Source organism: Alkalibacterium olivapovliticus, from assembly GCF_003003275.1.
GTDB classification, from domain to species: domain Bacteria; phylum Bacillota; class Bacilli; order Lactobacillales; family Carnobacteriaceae_A; genus Alkalibacterium; species Alkalibacterium olivapovliticum.
In genome coordinates this window covers 23,754-50,109 of record NZ_PVTO01000015.1, presented here as the reverse complement: position 1 = coordinate 50,109, position 26,356 = coordinate 23,754, and the positions used below count along the sequence as shown (strand labels likewise).

Annotated in this window: 20 protein-coding genes and 1 other annotated feature (1 of these 21 running past the window's edge); of the genes, 3 read left to right on the top strand and 17 right to left on the bottom strand. The window is 42.3% G+C overall.

The window, feature by feature from the left end:
- Positions 1–167, bottom strand: a binding site (T-box leader) (it extends 40 nt beyond the left edge of the window).
- A gap of 44 nt (positions 168–211) precedes the next feature.
- Together nagE and CLV38_RS08495 are read right to left on the bottom strand one after the other, a co-directional pair.
- Positions 212–1,702: an N-acetylglucosamine-specific PTS transporter subunit IIBC gene (gene nagE / locus CLV38_RS08500; RefSeq protein WP_106194094.1), complete on the bottom strand. Its 1,491-nt coding sequence runs from the start codon at positions 1,700–1,702 to the stop codon at positions 212–214.
- Positions 1,703–1,938: 236 nt separating this feature from the next.
- Positions 1,939–5,598, bottom strand: a complete 3,660-nt coding sequence (locus tag CLV38_RS08495; protein ID WP_106194049.1) for a LysM peptidoglycan-binding domain-containing protein — start codon at positions 5,596–5,598, stop codon at positions 1,939–1,941.
- A 220-nt stretch (positions 5,599–5,818) separates the two neighbouring features.
- Between CLV38_RS08495 and mnmM the strand changes: the two genes are divergently transcribed.
- Positions 5,819–6,382 carry a tRNA 5-(aminomethyl)-2-thiouridylate-methyltransferase MnmM gene (gene mnmM / locus CLV38_RS08490; protein WP_106194046.1) on the top strand — a complete coding sequence of 188 codons (564 nt, stop codon included), beginning with the start codon at positions 5,819–5,821 and terminating at the stop codon, positions 6,380–6,382.
- Positions 6,383–6,446: 64 nt separating this feature from the next.
- On the opposite strand, the gene CLV38_RS08485 is transcribed toward mnmM, so the two are convergent.
- From CLV38_RS08485 to CLV38_RS08465, 5 genes are all read right to left on the bottom strand, one after another.
- Positions 6,447–7,403 (bottom strand): ABC transporter permease, encoded by a 957-nt coding sequence (locus tag CLV38_RS08485; protein ID WP_106194042.1) that lies wholly within the window; start codon positions 7,401–7,403, stop codon positions 6,447–6,449.
- 2 nt (positions 7,404–7,405) lie between these two features.
- Positions 7,406–8,479, bottom strand: coding sequence for an ABC transporter permease (locus CLV38_RS08480; protein ID WP_245920570.1), 1,074 nt, complete (start codon positions 8,477–8,479; stop codon positions 7,406–7,408).
- Positions 8,463–10,046: an ABC transporter ATP-binding protein gene (locus CLV38_RS08475; RefSeq protein ID WP_106194036.1), complete on the bottom strand. Its 1,584-nt coding sequence runs from the start codon at positions 10,044–10,046 to the stop codon at positions 8,463–8,465. The genes CLV38_RS08480 and CLV38_RS08475 overlap by 17 nt, the downstream gene beginning before the upstream one ends.
- 200 nt (positions 10,047–10,246) lie before the next feature.
- Positions 10,247–11,365: a BMP family lipoprotein gene (locus tag CLV38_RS08470; protein WP_425427781.1), complete on the bottom strand. Its 1,119-nt coding sequence runs from the start codon at positions 11,363–11,365 to the stop codon at positions 10,247–10,249.
- Between the two features lie 201 nt (positions 11,366–11,566).
- Positions 11,567–13,933, bottom strand: coding sequence for a DNA translocase FtsK (locus tag CLV38_RS08465; RefSeq protein ID WP_106194029.1), 2,367 nt, complete (start codon positions 13,931–13,933; stop codon positions 11,567–11,569).
- 233 nt (positions 13,934–14,166) lie between these two features.
- On the opposite strand from CLV38_RS08465, the gene CLV38_RS08460 reads away from it, so the two are divergent.
- Together CLV38_RS08460 and yidC are read left to right on the top strand one after the other, a co-directional pair.
- The gene (locus CLV38_RS08460; RefSeq protein ID WP_106194026.1) at positions 14,167–14,538 is read left to right on the top strand and encodes an acylphosphatase; all 372 of its coding nucleotides are present in this window, start codon (positions 14,167–14,169) and stop codon (positions 14,536–14,538) included.
- 84 nt (positions 14,539–14,622) lie between these two features.
- Positions 14,623–15,612: a membrane protein insertase YidC gene (yidC, locus tag CLV38_RS08455; RefSeq protein WP_106194023.1), complete on the top strand. Its 990-nt coding sequence runs from the start codon at positions 14,623–14,625 to the stop codon at positions 15,610–15,612.
- Between the two features lie 255 nt (positions 15,613–15,867).
- On the opposite strand, the gene CLV38_RS08450 is transcribed toward yidC, so the two are convergent.
- The 10 genes from CLV38_RS08450 to CLV38_RS08405 form a co-directional block, all read right to left on the bottom strand.
- A complete protein-coding gene (locus tag CLV38_RS08450; RefSeq protein ID WP_146129005.1) occupies positions 15,868–16,359 on the bottom strand; it encodes a hypothetical protein in 492 nt (163 codons plus the stop codon).
- Positions 16,360–16,717: 358 nt separating this feature from the next.
- Entirely contained in the window at positions 16,718–17,632 is a 915-nt protein-coding gene (locus tag CLV38_RS08445; protein WP_106194017.1) for a nuclease-related domain-containing protein, read from the bottom strand.
- 117 nt (positions 17,633–17,749) lie between these two features.
- Positions 17,750–19,264 (bottom strand): HAMP domain-containing sensor histidine kinase, encoded by a 1,515-nt coding sequence (locus CLV38_RS08440; protein WP_245920569.1) that lies wholly within the window; start codon positions 19,262–19,264, stop codon positions 17,750–17,752.
- A complete protein-coding gene (locus CLV38_RS08435; RefSeq protein WP_106194014.1) occupies positions 19,261–19,953 on the bottom strand; it encodes a response regulator transcription factor in 693 nt (230 codons plus the stop codon). The genes CLV38_RS08440 and CLV38_RS08435 overlap by 4 nt, the downstream gene beginning before the upstream one ends.
- Before the next feature lie 214 nt (positions 19,954–20,167).
- Entirely contained in the window at positions 20,168–21,607 is a 1,440-nt protein-coding gene (gndA, locus tag CLV38_RS08430) for an NADP-dependent phosphogluconate dehydrogenase (protein WP_106194011.1), read from the bottom strand.
- A gap of 379 nt (positions 21,608–21,986) precedes the next feature.
- Positions 21,987–23,690, bottom strand: coding sequence for a DNA repair protein RecN (gene recN / locus CLV38_RS08425; protein WP_106194009.1), 1,704 nt, complete (start codon positions 23,688–23,690; stop codon positions 21,987–21,989).
- A gap of 27 nt (positions 23,691–23,717) precedes the next feature.
- A complete protein-coding gene (gene argR / locus CLV38_RS08420) occupies positions 23,718–24,167 on the bottom strand; it encodes an arginine repressor (RefSeq protein ID WP_106194006.1) in 450 nt (149 codons plus the stop codon).
- A gap of 144 nt (positions 24,168–24,311) precedes the next feature.
- On the bottom strand, positions 24,312–25,115 hold the full coding sequence (locus CLV38_RS08415; protein WP_106194004.1) for a TlyA family RNA methyltransferase: 804 nt from the start codon (positions 25,113–25,115) through the stop codon (positions 24,312–24,314).
- Between the two features lie 13 nt (positions 25,116–25,128).
- Positions 25,129–26,016 (bottom strand): polyprenyl synthetase family protein, encoded by an 888-nt coding sequence (locus CLV38_RS08410; RefSeq protein ID WP_106194002.1) that lies wholly within the window; start codon positions 26,014–26,016, stop codon positions 25,129–25,131.
- A gap of 116 nt (positions 26,017–26,132) precedes the next feature.
- Positions 26,133–26,354 (bottom strand): exodeoxyribonuclease VII small subunit, encoded by a 222-nt coding sequence (locus tag CLV38_RS08405; RefSeq protein ID WP_425427780.1) that lies wholly within the window; start codon positions 26,352–26,354, stop codon positions 26,133–26,135.
- Positions 26,355–26,356 lie beyond the last annotated feature (2 nt).

The window sequence follows — 26,356 nt, the reverse complement described above, 5'->3', positions numbered from 1 at the left end:
GTATACTTAAAAGATACGGCCTCAAATCCTTAACGCGGATAACGGCTTTAAGTACTTGATTCCCTAAAGCAACTTCCAGGCGAGTTCAGCAGGTTTCCTGTGTATTTTCACCATCCATACACTCTCTAGAAGGAAAGACGCGCTTACTGATCCTGTTCAGTCTTTATTTATCTTTAACCTATTCTACCAAAGCCGGATGAAACCCGCAATCTTATTTTAGTTTTTCTATTTCGTTTGCCACAAATTCAACTTCTGTTCCCACAACCACCTGAAGATTATTCTTACCTGCTTTTCTTAGGCCTGGAACATTGGCTTCTTTAATGCGTCCCTCGTTAACTTTGTCCATATCGACTATTTCCAGACGCAGGCGAGTTGCACAGTAATCCAAGCTTGTGATATTTTCGTGTCCACCCAGCCCATCTAGAATGATACGGGCCTTTTTCTGATATTCGCTTTCGTTGGATACATCCGCAGTGTTTGCTGAAGAAGCAGTTGGAGCCGCCGGTGCAGGTGTATCGCCTGCAAATGACCCATCATCCAAATTAGCTTCTTTCCCACGACCCGGTGTACTCAAATTGAATTTGCTGATGGCAAATCTGAAACCGAAGTAGTATATAACTGCAAAGGCCAGTCCCTGAAGGATAAGCATATACGGCTGATTTGCTAATGGAAGGTTGAAACTCAAAAGACCATCAACAAATCCGGCACTGAATCCAAATCCTGCTGTCCACCCGAAGAAGGCAGCGATAAATAAGGATAAGCCAGTAAACAAAGCGTGCAGCACATATAATGCCGGTGCTACAAACATGAATGAAAATTCCAGCGGCTCAGTTACGCCTGTAAAGAATGACGCAAACCCAGCGGCCAGCATCAATGAACCGACTCGTTTTTTCTGATCACTATCTGCCATATGGTAGATAGCCAATCCGCCAGCCGGAAGACCAAACATCATAACTGGGAAGAATCCACCCTGATACATACCAGTGACTCCGAGTTCTCCCGTTCCTGCCCAGAAGTTTCCGATATCATTTATTCCAATCAGGTCAAACCAGAAGACTGAATTAAGCGCGTGGTGTAAACCGGTTGGAATGAGCAAGCGGTTGAAGAAACCATAGAGACCTGCTCCGACAGAACCCAATTCACTCATGAAAGTCCCAAAAGCAACTAACGCTCCAAACACTGGTGGCCATATGAGCAGGAAGGCTCCAACGACGACCAGAGAAACGACTGAAGTAATGATTGGAGGTAACCGTCGCCCTCCAAAGAATGCTAGTGCCTGAGGAAGTTTTGTGCCGCTGAACTTATTGTAGACAGCTGCTCCAATAAGTCCCACTAGGATCCCAGTAAATGCTGTTTCAATACTTTCAAATGCAATATCAACCTCTTCTACGGGAATATTCTGTAACATCGACACTGTTCCTGGTTCCAACATGGACGTTGTCACAAGCCAGCCCACTAACCCACTTAGTGCGGCTGCACCATGTTTATCTTTTGACATCCCCAAAGCAACACCGATAGCGAATAATATTCCCATATTATCTATCAGGGAAGACCCTGCGCCAATCAGGAATGCGGCCAGCTGACTTTCGCCGCCCCATCCACTTGGATCAATCCAGTACCCGATACCCATCAGTATAGCTGCTGCCGGCAATACGGCCACTGGCAGCATTAACGAACGACCAAGACGTTGTAAATATTTCATTTGTTCCTCTCCTTTTTTCATCGGATCACATTCTTTATCTTTATAATAATTTCTACCCACTGTTACATAAAGAATATGTCTCCTTCATTATAGGTAAAACGCTTTCTTATGTCTATACCTATTTCGATTATTTATAACCGTATTAACCAAAAAAACCTCTCTGTGCTTCTTCAGTCACGGCCCGAGTATATCGAAGCTTTTGTCTGAAAAAGTACAGAAAGGTATAGTACGAATGATTACCTCGTGACTACTAAACTCTGATTAACAAAGATTAGATCACTTGTCAGATAATTTAATTCTTTTAATTCTTTTACAGTCAGGTTATACAGTCTGGCTACATGAGATAATGTCTCTCCAGCTGAAACAGTATGTGATGATTGACTGCTGTCTGAAACGGGTTTGGTTTCAGTTGTCTGCTTAAATACGAGGCTCTGATTGACAAAAATGATATCACTTGTCAAATTATTCCATTCCTTGATTTGAGACAGTGTCACTTCAAAATCTTTAGCTAATTGAGAAAGTGTGTCCCCTGCTTTAACTACATAGTTTGACTCATCTGTTTTCACAGGTGCAGGCTGAGGAGTTGGTGCTGCAGGTATAGGCCTTTCTGCTTTTTCTGAGGTAACGACTAGACGCTGACCAATAGAAATCCGATCCGCATTCTCCAGTTTGTTTAATTCAAGCAGCTGTGCCACTGTCATATTATGACTTCTAGCTATCTGACTCAGTGTATCGCCTGCTTTGACCGTGTAATTTCCGCTCACTGGCAATACTGGCGCTGGCGTTGGTGCAACAGGCTTAGGTGCTTCTGCTTTTTCTGTGGTAACGACCAGGCGCTGACCAATGGAAATCCGATCCGCGTTCTCCAGTTTGTTCAATTCCAGCAGTTGAGCCAATGTCATATTATGACTTCTAGCTACCTGACTCAGTGTATCGCCTGATTTGACCGTATAATTTCCGCTCACTGGCGTGGCAGGTGCTGGCGTCGGTACAGTTGGTTTTGGCGTTTCTGCTTTTTCAGCAGATAATACTAGGCGCTGACCGACAACTATCCGGTCTGCATTCTCCAGATCGTTTAATTCTCGTACTTCAGCAACTGTCATATTGTGCGTTCGTGCTATCTGGCTTAATGTATCGCCTGATTTTACTGTGTATGATGCGCCACTAGGTTGCGCGGGTGCAGTCGGAGCAGGTTTAGGTGATTCTGGTTTCGACTCTGCTAACTGTCCTTTAGTCACGATCAACCGTTGACCAACTGATAAACGATTAGAATCACTTAAGCTATTTAGTGACATCAGTTCATTTACTGTCGTGTTATGTGTACGGGCGATCTGGGTCAACGTATCCCCTGATTTAACAACGTACTCTACTTGCACGACAGGTTTTTGACTTTCCACTGGTTTTTGAGGTTTATTGGAAATGCCACTGACCATCAGTTTTTGACCCACGAAGATGCGGTCATTAGTCAAATTATTATCAGCACGTAGTTTAGCCACAGTTGTCTTAAAGTCACGGGCAATCTGGCTTAACGTATCACCACTCTTGATTGTATAGACAGAGGTTTCTGAAGTCTGGTCTAATACAGGCTTCTGGACTTCTGGTGCAGCTGGTTTGTCAGCTGGGACGGTTAAGACCGCTCCTATTCTGATCATATCCGTTTTAAGATTGTTCAGTGTTCTAAGATGCGACACGGTGGTTTTAAATTCCCTCGCCAATCCATAAAGTGTATCACCGGACTTGACAGTGTACTGGGCAGTCCCTTTAGGTGTTTCGCCTGTGCTATCACTGATGGGTGGCGTTACCGTCGTATCAGCAGCCTTCTGAACGCTCAATGTCTGACCGACATAGATGGTGTCAGCTGTCAGGTTATTAACTGCGCGTAATTCCGCTACAGTTGTATTGTAGGTTCTCGCCAGTTGATAAAGCGTGTCTCCTCTTTTAACTGTAATGGTTTGAGTATTTGTATTTTCTGCAGGTGGAACAACTGGTTTTTCGACTGGTACAGCTGAGGTGATTGTTAATTTCTGATTTACGAAAATACGGTCAGACGACAGAGTGTTTGATTGTCTAATGGCATTGACGGTTGTATTAAATCGTCTTGCAATTCCAGTAAGCGTATCGCCACTAACGACGGTATACGAGTGATTATTCACTTGACCAGAATCAACTGGTACAGGAGTTCCTGTTTCAGGCTTGGACGTCTCTGGCTTTGTTTCGGGTTTTGTATCTTCATTCGGCTGTTCAGGAGCCGGCTGAGCTACAGCAAGCTTAGGCACAGTCAGCGTCTGATTAACAAAAATCAAGTCAGTTGATAAATGATTGGCCGCTTTTAAAGCTTGTACAGTTGTTTTGAATTCACGTGCAATCTTGCTTAATGTGTCTCCTCTGACTACCTTATAAGTCGTCGTTTCATTATAAGGATTTGTCGGATTGGATGGCGTCGGAGCCGGTGCTGGCGTAGGATTCGGTACTGGTTTAGTAACGGTTCCGGATGGAACATCAAAACGTGTTAAATCATATAACTGAATCAGATTATTTAATTTGCTTGCATAGGTCGGGTCAGTTGCATATCGTCCCTGTAACCATGCTGTCGCATCACGGTAACTATTCGTTCTTTCTACCCATGCTCCTGCATAAAATTCAGGATTCCAGCTCAGGCCTCTTCTTAGAAGACGTGCATTGTCATTTAAAGACGCTTCATAACTAGGGTATTTTTTAAAGTGATCTATAATAGTGATCCACCCTGTGTGTGAATAGTATTCTTTTGTTTGTTTTGCAACACTTTGCCCGTTGTAACTGCCTTTAATCCCAAACAAGTTGTAATTAGGGTGTGCAGACAAACTGCTGCGTCCGTATCCTGATTCCAGACTTGCTTGTGCGATCATAACTGAAGCATATAATCCATTTTGAGCCGCCACCTCTTGAGCATAACCCGCAATCTGGTTAATAAACGCAGTGGGTGTCGTAGCTTGATTTAGGTTGCCAGGTGTTGTTGGTTGTGGCGTCTTAGCTTCAGATACACCAGCTGTATTGATTGCAAGAACTTGACCGACCGATATTCGATTGGCATTCGCAAGATTATTTAAACTAGCTAGTTTAGTTGCTGTTGTATTATATAACTGGGCTATTTTCCCAAGCGTGTCACCTGATTTGACTACATAAACTATTGGTTTAGCATCAGTCTTTACCGGTGTTTCCACTTTTGGTGTTTCTTTAGGTGTTTCAGCTTTAGGTGTTTCAGCTTTAGGTGTTTCTTTTGGTGCTTCTACTTTTGGCTCTTCCACTGTCACTTCTTCTTCAAGTTCTTCTATTACTTCTTCAACCACTGCAGTTTCATCAGTATCTGAATTGTCCTGTTCTTCTACTACTTCTTCAGTTTCCACATTATCTAATGTTTCAGCTGTTTCTTCTTCTTCTGCTACTTCTTCAGTTTCATCTACTGACACCACTTCAACAGTTTTGTTTAAGTCTTCATTAATTAACTGTTGTTCAATCAATGCGTTAAATATAGTATCCAGCTGTTCAACTGACATATTTTCACTATCCAGTTGTTCCAGCACGTTTTGTCCACCAGCTAATTCGATCATCTTAAGTAATTGAGATTTTATGTAGTTTAATTCGTCTGCGATTTCTTCCGGGAGTTCATCATTTGAACTGTCTGATTTCTCTAAACTCTCGACAGAAGTCTGGGATTGTTCTTCTGTTGATATGTTTAAAGCTGTATACTGTTCATACAGGTTTTGTAAAAAATCATGATCAATATCTAGCTCTTGAGCTTCGACTGCACTAGTAAACGTTCCTAACGTAATAACGCCAGCGAGAAGACTTGATGAAAATAATAAAGATTTTCTAATCCCTTTCGATGGTGCAGGAGACAATAAAGTTGGTTTTGTCATAATTTTTCTCCTCTCGTTTCAACTTAACGATTGTTGTCTCTATATTATACATTGACTGGATAAGAAGAGATATATAAAATATGACCATATTCACATTGTTACCAATCTGTAATATACAGGGACACAATATAACCAATCGTTCTCCCCCTTTTTATGAACATGTTAATTATTTAAAGGTTTGACCTATTAACCTTATACTATTTTTTTGGAGGCGTATGATATGCTGGAAACAGCTTTACACTATTCACATTATTTACTGGACAAAGCGGTCAAGACAGGCGATATCACAATTGATGCCACTGTCGGCAATGGACATGATACACTAAAACTGGCCCATTTAGTCGGATCAACCGGGAGGGTAATAGGCTTCGATATTCAAGAACAAGCAATCCAAACGACACTTGAGAAAGTTATTGCAGATGGTTTTAAGAGTCAGGTTGACCTTCATCTTTCAGGTCACGAGGAAATCGGTTCCCTCTCATTAGAAGATGAATCGGTATCTGCGGTAGTATTCAACCTTGGGTATCTCCCTAGAGGCGATAAATCTATTGTGACAACCCCAGCAACTACTTTAGAGGCAATCCAACATTCTCTCCCACTTTTAAAAAAAGACGGGGTATTACTCATCATGGTTTATTACGGACACGAGGGAGGACGAAATGAAAAAGACGCTGTTTTGAGTTTAGTTGAGACCCTCCCTCAAAAAGATTATAATGTCCTGCGATATGGGTTTATCAATCAGGTCAATTCTCCTCCATTTCTTCTGGCTGTTGAAAAAAAATAGCAGTCCGGTCTGCGCGAACAAAAAAACGACACCTCTATGATAGGGGTGTCGTTTTTTATAGTGCCTATTTTGATTTGATATACGTTTTCCCAATTGCGGCAGGTGCTTCTGAACGGCCAATTAATCCAACCAATACTAAGATAGTTAACAGATAAGGTAGGATTTGAAGCCAGATACCGGGAACATCCTGTACGATCGGAATGTAGTGACCAATACGAGCCAGACTTTGAGCAAACCCAAAGAATATCGCCGCTCCCATCGCACCAAGCGGATTCCATTTACCGAAAATCATAGCTGCCATTGCGATGAATCCCTGTCCTGCAACGGTTAAAATACCGAACTCATTATGAATAGCTTGAGCCTGAATCGCTCCCCCCATTCCACCTAAGAAACCAGAAATCAGTACACCCGCATACTTCATAGTGTACACTTTGATTCCTAAAGTTTCGGCGGCATGAGGATGCTCACCTACAGAACGCAGACGTAATCCAAAACGCGTTTTGAATAGAATGAACCATGCAATGACTGCAATGATTATCCCAAGATAAGCAGGTCCGGAAGTATTACGGAAAAAGATCGGACCAATTACGGGTATACGGTCTAATAAAAATATGTTTGAACGACCAAATGCACGGGGCAAAGGACCTGTCTGCGCTGCTCCGAATATTGCACGTGTAAGAAACACGGCTAAAGCTGGAGCTGCCAGATTAATTACAGTACCTGATACAATATGGTCGGCACGTAAATGAATCGTTGCGACTGCATGAAGAAGTGAGAATAACAGTCCAATTATCCCACCGGCAATCAATCCAACCCATGGCGTCATAGCTCCAAATGTACCAAAAAATTGAATATTAAAAATAGCTGACATGAAAGCACCCATAACCATGATACCTTCTAGTCCAATGTTTACTACTCCCGCACGCTCAGAGAAGGTTCCTCCAAGAGCTGTCAAGATCAATGGAGCGGCATACATTAACGAACTGGATACAATTAATTGCAATAGTTGCATAATGTCCATGCCTATTCTCCTCCTTCTGTCGCTTGTTTGTTTGTCTGAATTTTATTAATAAAGAATCGAATCAGGTAATTTGCTCCAACGAAGAAAATGATCGCAGCAATAACGATACTGGCCATTTCATCTGGAACTCCAGCCTGGTTAGGTAAAAAGCCAGCGCCTACCTCTAAGATTCCGAAGAGAATAGCTGAGAAGAAAATACCAATAGGATTTCCTAATCCGAGTAAAGCAACCGCAATCCCGTCAAATCCGACATTTGGCAGTCCGCTTTGAGTGAAGATATTCCCGAACGTTCCTAAACCGTGTACAGCCCCACCTAAACCGGCAAGACCGCCACTAATAACCATCGATAAGATGATATTTCTAGCTGCACTCATTCCAGCATAACTTGATGCAAAGGGGTTTAATCCTACCGCTCTCACTTCAAATCCAGCTGTTGTCTGTGTCATAAATACCCAATAAAGAGCAACGACAACAATAGCGATGAACAATCCAATATTCAAACGAGACCCGGCTGTTAAAGTCGTCAGCCAATCCAGCCTCAAACTGGCATTTTCTCCTATTCTTTCAGTCGTATTTCCTGTAGATAAGACATTTCTGATCAAATAGTTTGTCACATGTAAGGCAACATAGTTCAGCATAATCGTAACGATAACTTCATTCGTTCCAAAATATGCACGCAGTGCGCCGGCCATTCCAGCCCATACAGCACCCGCAATCACACCAACCAGCAGACTTAACGTCACCAGCAGTATTCTAGGCAAATCGGGAAATGCCAAAGCTACCCATATAGCGCTGACCCAACCGACTAATACCTGACCGGCAATCCCAATATTGAAAAATCCAGCCTTGAAGGCAATGGCAAATCCCAGTCCGGTAAAGGTCAGTACAGTCGCCTGCCTCAATGCTTCACCGAAGAAGTAAGGACTCGTGAAGACGCCTGTCAGCATAGCCTGATAAGCAAGAATAGGGTTGTATCCAAAAACAAGCATCAATAAAGCTCCAAAAATAAATCCTAAAATAATTGAAAGGATAGGAACTAATAAATTATTTAATCGATTACTACTTTGTGTTAGCAACGGTATCCTTCTCCTTTCCCTCTGCATCTGCCACTTCTTCGTGTGCCTTATCCAAAGAAACACCCGCCATCAATAGGCCAAGTTCTTTTTCGTTTGTTTCATCAGCATTGACTACTGCGATAATATTGCCATCATACATAACAGCGATACGGTCAGATACATTCATAACTTCATCCAGTTCATAACTCATCAGGATAACACCTTTTCCGTTATCCCTCTGCTCGATCAGGCGTTTGTGAATGTATTCGATTGCTCCCACATCCAGTCCCCGAGTCGGCTGAGCCGCTATCAGGAGAATGGGATCCCGGTAAATCTCACGAGCAATGATCGCCTTCTGCTGATTTCCTCCTGATAAAGAGGCTGCTGTATGCTCTTCACTAGGTGTGCGCACATCAAACTCTTCAATCAGTCGTTTCGCATGTTCCTTAATTTCCTTATGATTCAAAAATCCGTGATTACTGAACGGTTTTTGATAATAAGTCTGTAATGACATGTTCTCTTCCAGCTTCATCTCCAGAACTAGTCCATACCGTTGTCTGTCTTCAGGGATATGACCCAATCCTGTTTCGGTGATTTTACGCGGTTTTTTATTGGTAATATCTTTGCCGTCGAGTTTGATCGTGCCTGAATCGACTTTCGTCAGCCCTGTTATAGCTTGAATCAGTTCTGACTGACCATTCCCATCTACTCCTGCGATACCCAGGATTTCACCGGCTTTCACCTCAAGATCGATTGCCTTGACTGCATCATAACCTCTTGCTTCTTTGACAGTTAGTTTGTTGATTTCAAGAACGGGTCCCTGAGGGTTAGACGGTTTTTTATCCACTTTAAATGAAACCGAGCGGCCAACCATCATATCTGCAAGTTCCTGTTGAGAGGTACTGGCTACATCTACTGTATCGATACTTTTTCCTCTTCGGATAACAGTACAGCGGTCTGCAACCTGCTTAATTTCATCCAGCTTGTGTGTGATCAAAATAATCGACTTACCTTCATTTACCAGTGCTTTCATGATATCCATCAGTTCATCGATTTCCTGAGGTGTCAGTACACCTGTCGGTTCATCAAAAATCAGAATATCCGCCCCACGGTATAGCGTCTTCAGTATCTCTGCACGCTGCTGCATGCCTACTGATATGTTTGAGATACGCGCCTTAGGGTCAACTCTTAAACCATACTGATCTGACAGCTTCTGAACATCTTCCTCAGCAGAAGACTGGTCCATAAAACCAAATCGGTGTTTCTCTTTCCCCAGCATGATATTTTCAGTTACTGTAAATTTATCCACCAGCATAAAATGCTGATGTACCATCCCAATCCCTAACTGATTCGCAACATCTGGTGATGATATATTGACTTTATCACCATTCACCCAAATTTCGCCTTCTGTTGGTTCAAGTAATCCGGACAGAATATTCATTAAAGTAGATTTACCGGCACCATTTTCTCCAAGCAGAGCGTGAATTTCACCTTTGTTGAGGTCTAAATGAATATTATCATTCGCTTTAAAATTACCGAACTGTTTTGTAATGCCTTTCATTTCAATGACTTTATTCGTCTCTGACATAAAAGGTCCCTCCTTTGCTTCATTCAATTGATATTAACAGTTATTTTATTATACCGTACATTCAACCCATCGTAAATTCGAGAATATAAGCCTTTACTAAGAATTCAGTTAAATCTGAAGTGAAGAAAAAAAAGCGCCAGCCCAAAGACTAGCGCTTAAATTATTAACTTGGGCCTATTCAAGTTTTGATTCTTTGTTTACTATTCTGAGTATGTGAATTCTGGAACTTCAATTTCACCGTCTAAGATAGCTTGACGTGCTTCTTCAACAGCAGCCCATGCGTCGTCAGACATATTTCCGCGAGTAAGGTCTACCCCTTCTTCTTCTAAACCGTAAGCGATTGTTTCTCCGCCAGGGAATCCTTCTTCAATTGTCTGGTTTGCAGAAGCTTCAATTGAAGATCCTACACCTTTAAGTGTTGAAGTCAAAGTGAAGTTTCCACCATCCCAGTTACCTTCTTCTTCTTGGTCACGGTCGACACCGATTAGCCAGATCTGTTCGTCAGAATCAGATTCCAGACGGTTACGAGCTTCTGTGAATACGCCATTACCAACAGCACCAGCAGCGTGGTAGACAACGTCAGCACCACTTGCATACATACCAGCAGCGATTTGCTGTCCGATACCTGCATCACTGAATGACTCAGCATATTGAGAATCTACCTCGATGCTTTCGTCAACATGAGCAACACCTGCAATAAATCCAGTTTCAAAACGGTCGATTACCGGTCCGGCAATCCCCCCGATGAAGCCTACACGGCCAGTTTCAGTTGTTTCAGCAGCAGCCACACCAGCTAAGAAAGCAGCTTCGTGGTCACGGAATGTTAGAGAGATCACATTATCGCGATCAGAAATATCATCAACAATACCAAAGTTCTGTTCAGGGTTCTGATCAGCAACATCATTTACTGCATCCAGTAACATGAATCCAATACCATAAATGATATCATACCCTTCAGCATTTGCCTGATTCAAGTTAGGAATGAAATCAGCTGAGTCATTTGACTGGTAGTAAGCAAAATGTTCGTCGCTTAATCCAAGGTTTTCAGCCCATTCGTTCATACCTTCCCAAGCTGACTGGTTAAATGAACGGTCATCCACTCCACATTCATCAGTAATCATTGCTATGCGGAAATCGATATCTTCTGTATCTTCGCCATCATCTTCTGCAGTTTCATCTGATGTATCTTCACCAGTATCTGTTGCAGTATCCTCTGTATCATCTTCGATTGTATCAGTTGTATCGCCGGCATCTTCCCCCTGGCATGCAGCTAAAACAAATGCAGATGTTCCTAAAGCTAATAAAGATCTTAATTTAATTGTTGACAAGATAATTCCCCCTAATATATGTTTATGTATCTTTAGAAAAGACTGCCAGTTTCTCATTTAAATTTAATAGGCATTTTTAATTGAGTACGCTAACAGTCTTTCCTTTCAAGGTAATAGTAACACTATCGTAATAAAAAGAAAAGTTAGAATTTGATTATCAATCGTATTAAAAAATTATCATAATGTTATCGGTCAAGTAAGAGCGTCCGGCAATTCTCCTTCTTCATCAGTGGATTCGCTTGTCATCAGTACTTCTCTAGGCTTGGATCCTTCAGACTGACCGACTACTCCATTCATTTCCATTTCATCGACGATTCTAGCCGCCCGATTATACCCGATCCGAAAACGCCTCTGGAGAAGGGAGATACTGGCAGTTTGCATTTCGATTACGAGTGACACAGCTTCGTCATAAAGTTCATCGTCCGAATCTGCTGCATTCTGCTGCGGCTCGTCTTTCGGAATCATTTCTTCTACATAGTTTGCTTCCTGTTGATCTTTAACGAAGCTGACGACTGCTTCTACCTCTTCGTCAGAGATAAAGGCTCCCTGAACGCGAGTGGCTTTGTTGGCTCCCATAGGCTGGAAGAGCATATCTCCTCTTCCCAGCAGCTTCTCAGCACCGTTGCTGTCCAGTATTGTCCGGGAGTCCGTTCCACTTGAAACAGCGAATGCGATTCGTGAAGGGACATTAGCTTTGATTATTCCGGTAATAACATCCACACTTGGTCTTTGAGTAGCTAGAATCATGTGAATACCGGCTGCACGTGCCATCTGTGCTAAACGAATGATGGCATCCTCCACCTCATTTGAAGCAACCATCATTAGGTCAGCAAGCTCATCTACAATAACAACAATAAACGGCAGCGGAAGGAGTCCTTCATCCGTTTCCTGATTCTTACGTTTAACGAAAGCGTTATAGCCTTCCATGTTACGTGAGCCGCTGGCTGCAAAGAGCTCATAGCGTCTTTCCATCTCCTGAACGACTTTCTGCAGTGCTACAGCCGCTTTCTTCGGATTAGTGACAACAGGAGTCAGTAAGTGTGGAATGCCGTTATACACGTTCAACTCGACCATTTTAGGGTCAATCATCATCAGCTTCAATTCATTCGGTTTAGCTTTTAGGAGCAAGCTGGTTATCACACCATTGATGGCGACTGACTTCCCTGATCCTGTTGCACCCGCTACTAGCAAGTGAGGCATTTTGGCCAGATCGGCCATCGCCACGTTCCCAGCAATGTCTCGACCAAGTGGAACTTCAAGCAGTTTATCTTTGTTTTTAACTTGGCCTTCGATAATATCTCTGAAGGATACAGTACTGACTTCTGAGTTAGGGACTTCAATTCCAATCAGAGCTTTACCTGGAATTGGTGCTTCCATGCGGATATCTTTAGCTGCAAGAGCCAGTGCTATATCATCAGACAATCCTACAATCTTACTGACTTTTACACCCGTTGCCGGTTGAATTTCATACTTTGTTACAGCAGGACCCAAGTTTGCTTTAGTCACTTTGGCATTCACACCGAAACTTTCGAATGTCTCTTCCAGCTTTTTAACATTTTTCTGGATGATGTCATACTCGTTTGATTGATCGATTGCCTCAATCTGGTTAAGGAGAGAAACAGGCGGTAATTTGTAGGCCTCATTTTCTTCCTCGCCGATTTCAAATTCAACTGGGGAACCATCCCCTTTATCACCTTCACCCTGATCTGTATCTGGTGATTTCCCTGAAGGTTTTTTCTTGCTAAGTTTGTCCTGTATTTCCTGGTACCCTTCTATTTCAAGTGCTGTCTGTTCACCTTCCGCATACTGCGCCCCATTTTGTTCAGTGACCGGCTGTAATTCAGCAGCTGGTGACGCTACAGCTTCTTTTAAAGATTCTTCTTTTGACCCTTTTGTTTTCTTCGATTTTTTAGGTTTTTTATTACGCTTCTTCAGCTTGTCTTTCATACCGGAAACCATTGACAATACGCCATTTTTAATCCAGTTAAATACAGCTCTCATCGCTTTTCTAATTTTTTCAAAAAGATGTCTGTACGAGAATTGGAAAAATGTCATAATCCCAATAAAGACAAGAGTAACGATCATAATGTAAGTCCCTGCCATTGCAAACAAGAAGAAACTTGCTCCGAAAAAGACAGCTCCGATCATGCCTCCGCCGATATTCCCACCAATGCTGTTACTTGTGAACTGTGGCCATATAGCCTGCCAAGTCGCGGTGACACTATTAGTAGAATCTGTAATGACTGGAAGGACCCATCTGGAATGCACAAATACCAGCCAGGCTGTGTAAAGCAGTGCCGCTCCTCTTGTCCGTGGTCCTTTAAAACTTGGCCATTCTCCTTTAAGTAATAAGTAGACGCCAGTTGCCAATAAAATAATAGCTAAAAATGCATAGGTTTCGCCTACAAACAATCTAAATGTGTTAGTAAAAAAGCGTCCGACAAATCCAAAGGATCCTAGTGCCAGTAAACTGATAAAAAAGACAATAAATCCAATCAGCTCCGGAGCTACTTTATGCGTCTTTTTCTTTGGTCTGCCTCGTTTTTTTGCTCGTGCCATGCTCAATCTCCTTCCTTTCATATCTGTGTCATTATAGCATGAATTCCCCCTCTAAGGTAGGTGGCTCTTACAGACTCCACCAAATTTCATCCTACTTCAAGTAGCTATCAACACATAAGATACAACAGCTTATTTGTTGACCTTATTCTATCATTACCAGTAAACTGAACGTGTGAAATAATTAAACAAATAGCAGTCTCTAAAAGACACATTAACTAAAGGAGGTTATTGATATGGGGTCACTCTTTAAGGAATTTTTTAATAAGGGTCAGTCGAACGAATCAAATGCCGAGGTGATATACACTAACGATCCACTCGACAACAGCTCTACTCAAAAATGTCGGGCAACCATTTCTGGTCGTGTCCAGGGAGTCGGCTTTCGCTTTACAACGAAACAGGCTGCCGATGAGATCGGTGTTCGCGGGATTGTACGGAACGAATCAGATGGAACAGTTTATGTAGAAGCAGTCGGAAGCCAAGAGCAGCTGTCGCGTTTCATTGAAGCATTGAGGAAAGGACCAAGCCCTTCTTCAGATGTGGACAAAGTTGTCATCACTTATGACAAAAACATTGAAGAAAAAACTAATTTTTCTCAAGCCAATTGAATTCTGTCTTCCTTTATTGTATAGTGTTCAATAGCGTGTCAGAGTGATTACGCAACTAACTTACATTTAAGGGATTGAACTAATTTGAAAAATAGAACTAAAAGATGGCTGCTTTCGGGCGGGATGTTGACCATGGTACTCTTCTTGTCAGGCTGTATGAGAGTCGATGAGGGTGGAACTCCAACAGGTGCCATGTCACAGTTTTTATATGACTACCTTGTACTGCCGACCCAGGCTGTCATCGAAATTTTAGCTGATTTGTTTGGAGGAAACTACGGATTGTCAATCATTGCGATTACCATTATCGTGCGAATCCTTATTTTACCTCTTTCGATCAAGCAGCAGCGGACTACACTCGAACAACAGACAAAGATGGCAGTCGTAAAACCCGTAACCGATGAAATTCAGGCTGAAATGAAAGAAACAGACAATGCTCAGGAGAAACAGGAACTGCAAGCAGAACTAATGGAAGTTTACAAGGAAAACAACGTAAACATGTTAGGCGGATTATCAGGCTGTTTACCCCTTCTGATTCAAATGCCTGTATTCACAGCAATGTTTCAGGCTATTAGAATGTCAGAATCGATTCAAAGCGCTACTTGGTTGGGGATTCAGCTAGGGGAACGTAGTATTATCCTGGCTTTGCTGACTGGTGCAGTCTACTATGTTCAAACGAAAGTCATGTCAGCCGGCATGCCGGAAGACCAGCGTAAACAATCCAGCACCATGATGCTGATGAATCCGGTCATGATCTTAATGTTCTCAATTACTGGTCCAGCTGGACTGACTTTATACTGGTTCGCCGGTGGATTTGTCGCAATTGGTCAATCCCTGCTGACAAATTTATACTACAAACCGAAAATCGAAAAAGAAATGAAAACTAAACATGGCGATAAACAAGTTGTTGAACGTAAAAAGCCGTCTCGCAGAAAAATCGATGCTCAAGAAGTCGATTCCAAGCAATCTACTCGTGTTACTGCAGCTCCTTCAGCTAAAGATAAACGCCGCAATCAAAGCCCGTTTGAATCTAAAGGCGGACGCAATGCCGGTAAGCAGCAGCGCAACAACAACTAATACTCTCATATGAAAAGCAGAGGCTCTCGGGCCTCTGCTTTTTTCTTTGTTCTGATACGGGTGTAAAGCGGTCAGTTCCTGACCGTTTCCCTTTAGATTGGTTTTAATGATGTGGCAAATCCTTTGAGAGGATTTGCTTTCCTTCTTTCGTTACTTCTTTCATTCGTTAACCTACGGGTCTTATGTCCTACTCAAGTCTAAAAGGACTTTTAAGTTCAACATATGATGCTGCATTTGTATGACTCAGTCTTTGGTTTATGGGCTAGTACGACATATCTTTGCTCTTTTTGTCGGTCTCCTGTCTCCGGCTGTTAGCGAGCGCGACATATACGCCTCCTTTTGTATCACTCGGATGCCACCTTTGACGTGAGCACTACATATAGACGCTCTATTTGTCGGTCCCGTGCCTCCGGCTGTTAGCGAGCGCGACATATACGCCTCCTTTTGTATCACTCGGATGCCACCTTTGACGCGAGCACTACCTATAGATGGTCTATTTGTCGGTCTTGTGCCCCCGACTAACAGCGAGTGCGACATATCCGCCTCCTTTTGTATTACTCGGATGCCACCTTTGACGTGAGCACTACATATAGATGGTCTATTTGTCGGTCCCGTGTATCCGGCTGTTAGCGAGCGCGACATATACGCCTCCTTTTGTATCACTCGGATACCACCTTTGACGCGAGCACTACCTATAGATGGTCTATTTGTCGGTCCCGTGCCTCCGACTATCAGTGAGTACGACATATACGACTCCTTTTGTATCACTCGGATGCCACCTTTGACGCGAGCACTACATATAGACGCTCTATTTGTCGGTCTTGTGCCCCCGACTAACAGCGAGTACGACATATACGCTTCCTTTTGTATTACTCGGGTGCCAGTCCTGAGGCGAGCACTACCTATAGACGCTCTATTTGTCGGTCTTGTGCCCCCGACTAACAGCGAGCGCGACATATACGCCTCCTTTTGTATCACTCGGATGCCACCTTTGACGCGAGCACTACCTATAGATGCTCTATTTGTCGGTCCCGTGTATCCGGCTATTAGCGAGTGCCACATATATTGCTGTTATAGAACTCAATCGTCTTAACGTATAACAGTATTATCTATAATAACGTCCTCTGGCATAGCCAGTTTTAATGTAAGTAGCATCCAGAAGACTGGTAATGCTCCTTTTATATACGCTTCCCCCTATCCAATCATACACTAGTGAACTGGTCAGCTTTTCATCAGGATACAACAGCCTCAAATCCTGTATGTTTTCCAGTAAACAATCCTGCCTGGAAATGGTGCGCTGACAGGCATTGCATCTACTAGTTCGCTGGGTCAGACGTAAATCAAAACTTTTGCAGATGCCACAGGTGAGTCCTTTTTTCAGAGTGTCCCATTTATAGGCAGGCAGCTGTTTCTGATAGGGTACCTCATCTCTATGGTGTTCAATCAAATGATTAGCTAGTGATCTGCTCTGATGAGAAATCATGTTACCCTGACTGTTCACTTGTTTAAGATAATGGCTAAGCTGGGATGGGAAAATAATTTGTTCATCCTGTTCAGCTCCGTAAAGCATAAATGTCGGATGCGTAAATACCACAGCTCCTTTCAGAGGGGTCCCTATTCTCCATTGCTTAAACAACTGACTCAGTAACGTTAATGATTTACTGAGCTGAATTTTCGGATTCAGAACATCGTATCCGTTGTTTTTCCTGTAATAATCGACGCCACAGGTGTAATCACCTTTATAATGCTTCACTTCAAACAAATAAATCAGATCCGGCGTTAAAATCAATGAATCAATCTGCATAGTCGTTCCGTTGACAGACAGAAGCAGGTCATTCAACACTAATCCCTCACTGGTGACTGTTTCTTTAACCGTCTGATCAAATAAACATTCCCCTTCAAATCCGGATACAAGTGCTCGATAATAACTGCTGCTATCTGCAGAAAGCGTGGAACGACCATTTAGAATCTCCAACCCTCTCAGCAATTGTGACTTCTTTCTCTCTTTTAAACTATTCATCTCATTACCTCCCTTCCTAGTATATTGACTATCTATCTAAAATTTCACGAAAATAATGCCTGACAAAACTAATTTTACACATAAAAAAAGACCCAGCACTCGGCCGAGTCTTTCCGCTTATTTCTCTACTGTTTCATTTTTCTTTAGCTTCGGTAACTCGATCCTGAAAATCGAACCATGATCCATAACACTTTCAGCCCAAATTTTTCCGTGGTAGCCTTCAATCAGCTGTTTAGCTATCGATAAGCCCAGGCCGTTCCCGCCTCTGTGACGGGAGCGCGCTTTGTCTACACGGTAAAAACGGTTGAAGATCTTGATTGTATCTTCCTGCGTCATTCCTTCACCGAAATCCTGAATAGCAATCTGTACGTTCGGACCGTGGTCAGATACACTTAAGTGAACTTCCTGACGATCAGTCGAATATTTGACCGCATTATCCAGTAAGATAATTAAAATCTGTTCCAGGTGATTACGGTAGATATTAACAAGGATATCATCTTCAAGATCATCATCCAAAATGAATGAAACCTCAGGATGTACCAGTTTAAAGTTATTATAAGTCTGATTGATGATTGCTCTGATTTCAGTGCGCTCATTTTTGTAATGAATTTCTACTTGCTCAGCTCTTGAGAGATCCAGCATTTCCTGAACGAGACTCTTCATGCGTTCGATCTCCTGCAATGAAGCGTCCAAGGACTCTTCCAGTATGACCGGATCATCTTTCCCCCAGCGGTTTAAGAGTTTCATATGCCCTTCAACAACTGCTACAGGTGTTCTAAGCTCATGAGACACATCTTCAACGAACTGTTTCTGCTGTTCGATATTCCGCTGCATCCGGTCCAGCATCGCATTATAGGCATTTGCCAGTTCCGTCAGTTCATCATTACCATCTCCGACATCAATACGCTCCAGAGATTCAGGATCTTTCTCAATAATATGCATCGCTTCCGTCAGGCGACGAATCGGCTGAAGGAAGGAAATTGCAATAATATATCCGATGACCCCACTGAAAAGCAGTGCTATAAGCCCCGTTAAGAGGATTGCCCCCAGAACTCTTCTGAAAAGCTGATGATAGGATGCCAGTGTATTAATGACTTGAATATAGCCAATTTTCTCATTGTTCAAAAATGAATAAATAGGTGTAACAGCTGATAAGGATTCCCCACTTGGGCCTTCCTGTATGCTTTCAATCTGTAGGTTTTCTCTGGATTCAAAGCCCACATCGACTGAATTTGTTTCATATAGCAATTCCTCATTCGGACTATATACTCGGATAACGATCGTGCCTTGGCTCGCACGCAGAGGGGTACTTCTTTGATTTTGAGTTTCTTCCATTATGGGCATCTCAGGCGTTAAGTACAATTCCTGCTGATCCAGCGTTTCTTCAACATCTTCTTCAGTCAGTTCATAAAAATGCTGTCCGAAACGTTCGGTCAAATTATAAACCACATTCCTGACAGCTTGTTGTTCATTATCAATCATTATTTGCTGAAACGTTATAAAAAGAATAGTTGAAAAGATAGTGTACGTTAGAAATAACGCAATCGCAGCCCCAATTGTCCACTTCCATCTCAAAGAAATACGTTTCTGCTGGTTCACTGCAGTCGTATCAAAGGCTGCTTGTGATTTCACGTACGCATCACGTATCCAGTTCCTCGAACAGTCTGAATGTAGCTTTCTTTTCCTGCTACATCTATTTTATTACGGAGGTATCTAATGTAAACATCCACTACATTTGTTTCCACTTCTGTTTCGTATCCCCATACTTTGTTTAAAAGGACTTCACGAGATAACACGACATTGACGTTTTCCATTAATTCTACTAATAATTCATACTCTCTCTTTGTCAATTCGATGACTTCATCTGCACGTTTCACTACACGGTTTTCTTTCTCGACCGTAATGTCTTTATAATTGATCGTGGTTTGACGGCTGATATTTTCTTCTGTCTCGATTTCGATACGACGGAGTAACGCACGCATACGCGCCAGTAATTCCTCAATGGCAAATGGCTTGACAACGTAGTCATCTGCTCCGTGATCAAATCCGGACACACGATCAATTACAGAGTCACGTGCTGTCATCATGATGATTGGCACGTTGCTGACCTGACGGATACGGCGGGCAACATCAATTCCGTTCAGTTCCGGTAACATTAAGTCCAGTAATATGATATCCCAATCTGCGTCATCGTTGATTGCAGCTTCAAGACCGGCACGTCCATCAAAGCGGACTTCCGTTTTGAATCCTTCATGATTCAGCTCGAGCTCGACAAAACGAGCCAGGTTTTTTTCATCTTCAATTATTAAAATATTCGCCATTATATTCACTCCTAGCATAATTTACCTGTTTCAATTTAGTTATAGGATACTTCCTTTAATTCCTGTCACAAGGCTCTTTCAGTGTACCATAGTTTGAGCCTTTAGGGAACGAACGATAGTATCTTTAGGACTATTGTAACAGTAAAATAGTAGGTTTTCTAATCGAAAACCTACTATTTATTAGTCTTTATTTAATTTAATGAGAATAAGCTGATCAATCCCAGCTTTCTTCTCCTTTATTTCCATACCAGTCAAAGTGGAATGTGCCTTCTTTGTCGACACGTTCATATGTGTGTGCACCAAAGTAGTCACGTTGAGCCTGGATAATATTAGCCGGTAAACGTTCTGAACGATAGGAATCATAGTATGCAATTGCTGATGAATAGGCCGGTACTGGAACACCCGCCTGGACAGACAGACCAACCAGATCTCTGACAGACTGCTGATAACGTTCAGCAATGTCCATGAAATACTCATCTAACACAAGGTTTTTAAGCTCTGGCTCGCGTTCGTATGCTTCAGTGATTTTCTGCAGGAAGCGCGCTCTGATAATGCAGCCTGCGCGGAATATTTTAGCAATATCCCCATATTTAAGCTTCCAGTCATACTCTTTGGAAGCTGTCCCCATTTGAGCAAATCCTTGAGCATAACTCATGATTTTACTAAAGTAGAGCGCCTGTCTGATTTTTTCAACAACTTCTTCTTTATCGCCCTCAAACGGCTTAGTAGCAGGTTTAGGCAAGACTTTGCTGGCAGCCACACGCTCTTCTTTCAATGCAGAAATATAACGAGCAAATACAGATTCAGTAATCAGTGGAAGTGGCAATCCTAAGTCCAGTGCGCTCTGGGACGTCCATTTTCCTGTCCCTTTGTTTCCCGCACGGTCCAGAATGATATCGATCATATGCTTATCTGTTTCAGGATCTTTTTTAGTTAAAGCGTCAGCTGTAATTTCGATAAGGAAACTATCCAGTTCGCCAGTATTCCATTCTTTAAAGACATCCGCAATTTCTTCATTAGATAATCCGACCATGTCTTTCAAAATATGATAAGATTCAGCAATCAGCTGCATGTCGCCATACTCGATTCCGTTGTGCACCATTTTGACATAGTGTCCTGCACCATTAGGTCCGATGTACGTGACACATGGTTCGCCGTCAGCAGGTGCTTTAGCGGCTATTTTTTCAAGCATCGGAGCAACGAGGTCATATGCTTCTTTTTGTCCACCCGGCATGATGGCAGGGCCTAACAACGCGCCTTCTTCTCCACCAGAAACACCTGTTCCGATAAAGAAAATGCCTGAATCTTCAAGTTCTTTGCTGCGACGGATCGTGTCCTGATAGAATGTGTTTCCTCCATCAATTAGGATGTCTCCTTTATCCAGGAAAGGCAGCAGCTGTTTGATGACTGCATCTGTCCCTTTACCTGCCTGAACCATCAATACGATTTTTCTGGGTATTTCTAAAGAATTCACGAACTCTTCCAGTTCAAAAGCAGCTGTCAGATTTTTATCTGGATTCTCATTAATAACGCCTTCTGTTTTTGAGCCGGTACGGTTGTATATGGACACAGAGTATCCTCTGCTTTCAAAGTTCAAAGCCAAGTTTTTACCCATTACCGCCATTCCAATAACGCCAATTTCTTGCTTACTCATATTATATCTCCTCTCAAATTTGAATGCAGTCCCTTTTTTGTTAGAACGCCCACTGCATCAGTCACTCATTATTATATTAACAAAATTTGAACACATTTGAAACTCTCTTGTCATCACATCGATTATTCACTTGCAAAAACCACTTACTTTCAGTACACTAATACGTGAAAAGCAATCACGAAAGTTGGTGTACACTTATGCCTAATAAAGAAAGAAAAAAAGGATCAACAAGCGCAGCTACAAAAATCATTATCTGGGTACTGGTCTTGTCAATGGCTATCCCGGCATTTGCTTCAATCTTAAGTATTATCCTTTAAACTGAATAATAAAATCCTCTTGCCCCCTTTTAAAAGGAGTGGGTATAGAGGATTTTTTAATGTCATTTTTTCTTTTCTGAAGCCAGGTTGAGTAACTCTTGAGCCGTTTCGATTGTCAGTTGTGTCAGTACTTCACCAGAAAGCATGCGAGCAATTTCTTCTGTTCGCTCTTCATCCACTATATGTTCAACAAACGTGCTCGTCCGGTCATCTCTGACTTCTTTACGAATGTACAGATGCTGATCTGCCCTAGCGGCTACCTGAGGCAAATGCGTAATACATAAAACCTGTGAGTGATGAGCCACAGAATGTATTTTATCGGCGATAGCCTGGGCAACACGACCGCTTACGCCTGTGTCCACTTCATCAAAGATAATACTCGTAATCCCTTGAGAACGTGAAAAAATCGTCTTCATCGCCAGCATCATTCTTGAAAGTTCGCCTCCTGAAGCCACTCGGGCTAACGGTTTGAGCGGTTCCCCAGGATTTGTTGCAACGAAAAACTCGATTCTGTCTTTACCCGTTTCCGACAATCTGGCCATGGAACTACTGTCATCAGACATTTCTTTAAATGTTACAGAAAATTTTACTTTTTCCATGTACAGCTCTTTCAGCTGTTCTAAAATAGCCTTTTCCAGTTTGTCAGCCGTCTTCAGTCTCATGTCTGATAATTCATCAGCTAATCTCAATGCTTCCAATTTCAGCTGGCTGGTTTTCTTACTGAGCTGATCTACTTGTTCTTCTCTATTCTCAAGCTTGTTTAATTCTGCTTCTGCCTGTGCATAGTGCGTCAGGATATCATCAATAGAATGGCCATATTTTCGTTTCAGCTGCTGAATCAAATTAAGCCGTTCTTCGATTTCATTCAGTCGTTCTTCATCATATTCCAACTGGTCCATTTCGCTATACAAATCACTGGAAGCTTCCTGTAGCTGGAAAAATGCCGCAGATAAAGTCTCGGCGATTTGTTTGAACTTATCATCCATGTCAGATATACTATCCATTTTTTCCATAGCCTGACCAACCAGGTCCAGCCCACTCATATCTTCACCCTGCAGTATCGTGTAACTCGAAGACAAAGCTTCAACAATGTTCTGATGATTTGACAATTTCTGTTCTTCTTCTTTCAGTTCCTCTTCTTCATTCGAATGAAGTTCCGCAGATCTGATTTCTTCGACTTGATACTTTAAAATATCCATTCGCTGTATCAGTTCCTGTTCGTTGACGACCCATTCTTTACGCTCTTTTTCAAGTTGTCTATATTCCCGATATACTTTCTGATAAGCTTTTTTCTTAACTTCCAGTTCTTTCGGACCAAAGTAATCAAGCAGTTGAATATGATTCTCGGACACCATCAATTCCTGGTGCTCATTCTGCCCATGTATATCGATCAGCTGGCTCCCTATTTCTTTCAGCACAGCAATCGTCACCATACTTCCATTAATTCGGCAGACATTACGTCCGGTTGTGAAGATTTCTCTTTGGATCAGTAATGTGTTAGCCTCTTCTTCAATAGCATTTTGATGCAGAAGACTACTCAGTGATTCTGAAGGTTCGTAAGAAAACTGACCTTCCAGGATACATTTTTTCGACCCGAAGCGGACGAATTCACTCGATCCTCTTCCACCTGCCAGCAGCCCGACGGCATCAATGATGATCGATTTCCCTGCCCCGGTTTCCCCTGTAAGGACTGTCATCCCTTTTTTAAATTCTAGAGCCAAATCCTGTATTATCGCAAAATCTTTAATCATTAACGATTCTAGCAAAGACAAACCTCCTGTTCCTTAATTACATTAGATAAAGGATATGATTCTTCTCTGAAAACGCTCGGCACTCTCTTCTTCCCGACAAATCACGAGGACTGTGTCGTCACCGCAAATGCACCCGAATACTTCCTGGTAATTCGCTGACTCCACTAGAGTTCCTAATGCAAACGCATTGCCTGGGAGTGTCTTGATCAGGACAAACTCTTTTTGAGTATCAATCGATACAAAAGCGTCTTTCATCAGTCGTTCAAGTTTCTTGGAAACATCGTAGTTCATTTCCGGCGGAAGGTTATACTGATAACCTCCGTCTTTTGCTGGAACTTTGATTAGCTGCAGTTCTTTGATATCTCTGGAAATTGTTGCTTGAGTAATATCTATTCCCCGTTTTTGAAGGATGTCAACAAAGTCTTCCTGTTTCTGGATGACATTCTGTTGAACGAGTTGACGTAATAACTGGTGTCTTTCTTTTTTCTTCACTTTGATTCACTCCTATGCATTCATGCCAATACCTAACACAGTATAATTATACAGTATATTCATTCCAATTATACTTTATTTTCACCTGACTTCCAATAAAAGAACTCCTAAAGACTATTAAAAATCTGCATAGAAAGAATACCTTTATAAATAGAGGGAGTCATTTACAATAAGCTCAATCCATTCCTCTTTTGTTTTAGACTTAGGTGACTGTTTTTTTATATAAGCTAAAAACTCTTTATTTCCTTTTCCGCCTTTAATTGGTGACGGTACTATTTCAGCAACAGTCCAATCCAAATCATACAGAAAAGAGATTATATTTTGAATAACGTACTGATGAACCTCGGGATCTGTAATGATTCCTCCAGCTCCCACATCTTCTCGTCTGGCTTCAAATTGCGGCTTAATTAGCGCGACAATTTCCCCTCCATCTTTTAAAATAGTATTTAAAACAGGGAAAATCCGTTCAAGTGAAATAAAGGATACATCTATTGTAGCGAAATCAGGACGTCCACTGGAGAAATCCTCTAAGGATGCTGTTCTAAAGTTCGTCTGTTCCATAACAACTACCCGTTCATCAATTCTAAGTTTCCAGGCTAACTGATTTGTCCCTACGTCCAGTGCATATACTAAGCGTGCACCGTTTTGAAGACTGACATCCGTAAAGCCGCCCGTAGAAGCTCCAATATCCAGTACGGTCTGATCCTTAAGATCTATGTTGAAATGGTCCAATGCGTGCTGCAGTTTCTGTCCTCCCCTACTCACATAAAGTTGTTCAGCTCCTTTAACATACAACAACGTATCACCTGCCAGTTTTTCTCCGGCCGTAAAGATCATTTCTTCTTTACTCGTGTAAACTTTTCCTGTCATGATGAACCGTTTGGCTTTATCCCGATCTTCTGCCCATCCCTGTGCGATCAGCAAATCATCCGCGCGTTCTTTCTTCATTTCGAACACCTCATTATTTACTGCTGATTTCTAGAGAATGGATGAAAGAAGCCAATAGCTCATCATCATAATCTGTTTCTCTTGAGTAAATCTGCTGATTCAATTCCAGCGCTCTAGTCAGTCTTTCTTTGAATAAACTCTTCGCTTCATTTAGACCTAGCAAAGCCGGATAAGTACTTTTCCCGTTTTTTGCATCGGCCCCTGTCCGTTTTCCTAGTTCTGTCTCGTCACCCTGGACATCCAGAATATCATCACGAATCTGATACGCCAGGCCAAGAGCATACGCCATCTCTTCAAGGTCTTTGACAGTCTCTTCTTTGGCCTCAGACAATAATCCGCCAGCAAAAAATGCGAAATGGATCAGTTTCCCCGTTTTTCTGGCATGAATGGACTCCAGGTCCTCAACTGTTAGGGTGGTGTGTTCACCATTCATATCAGCCTGCTGACCACCAACCATTCCTTCATTTCCAGAGTTCAAGGCTAGTTCTCTGATCAGCTTCAGTTTAATCTCGTCAGCTGCTTCACCTAGTGTCATCAGCTCGAACGCTTTAGTTAAAAGGGCATCGCCTGCGAGTATAGCTGTTGCTTCAGAGTACTGAATGTGATTAGTTGGTTTCCCTCTTCTTAGATCATCATCATCCATAGCCGGCAAATCATCGTGAATCAGTGAATACGTATGGATCATTTCCAGCGCTGTACCGTATATGAAAGCAGGTTCCACGGGTTTACCAAACGCTTTAAGAACGGCGAAAAGAATAAGTGGTCTTAATCGTTTCCCCCCAGCAGACAATGAGTAACGCATCGCTTCTTCCAACTGCGTTTGGCTGTGATCTGGAATGGCATCAAGCATAAACAGCTCAAAAAGCGCCTTATAGTGACGATTCAATTCTTGAAATTTCATAAGTTACTCCTTTGATTTTTTATAAAACACCTGTAGCTCTACCCTGCTGAAGCAGAGGATCGCTTCGAAGGGAAGTCACCATTATACCTTCGCACTTAATTAGAGCGAGACCGGTTTTACTCTGAGTCATCAGTTAAATTAGTACTGTTTTCTTCGTTGACCATTTTAGTCACTGTTTTCTCTGCATCTTCTACAATCCCTTTGCAGTATCGGCTCAGTTTAATGCCTTCCTGAAACTGATCCAGTGCTTCTTCAAGAGGCACATCCCCTTGTTCCAGTTGTTGAACGATTGTCTCCAGTTCTTTCATGGCCTCATCGAATGTTTTATCTTTTTCCACAG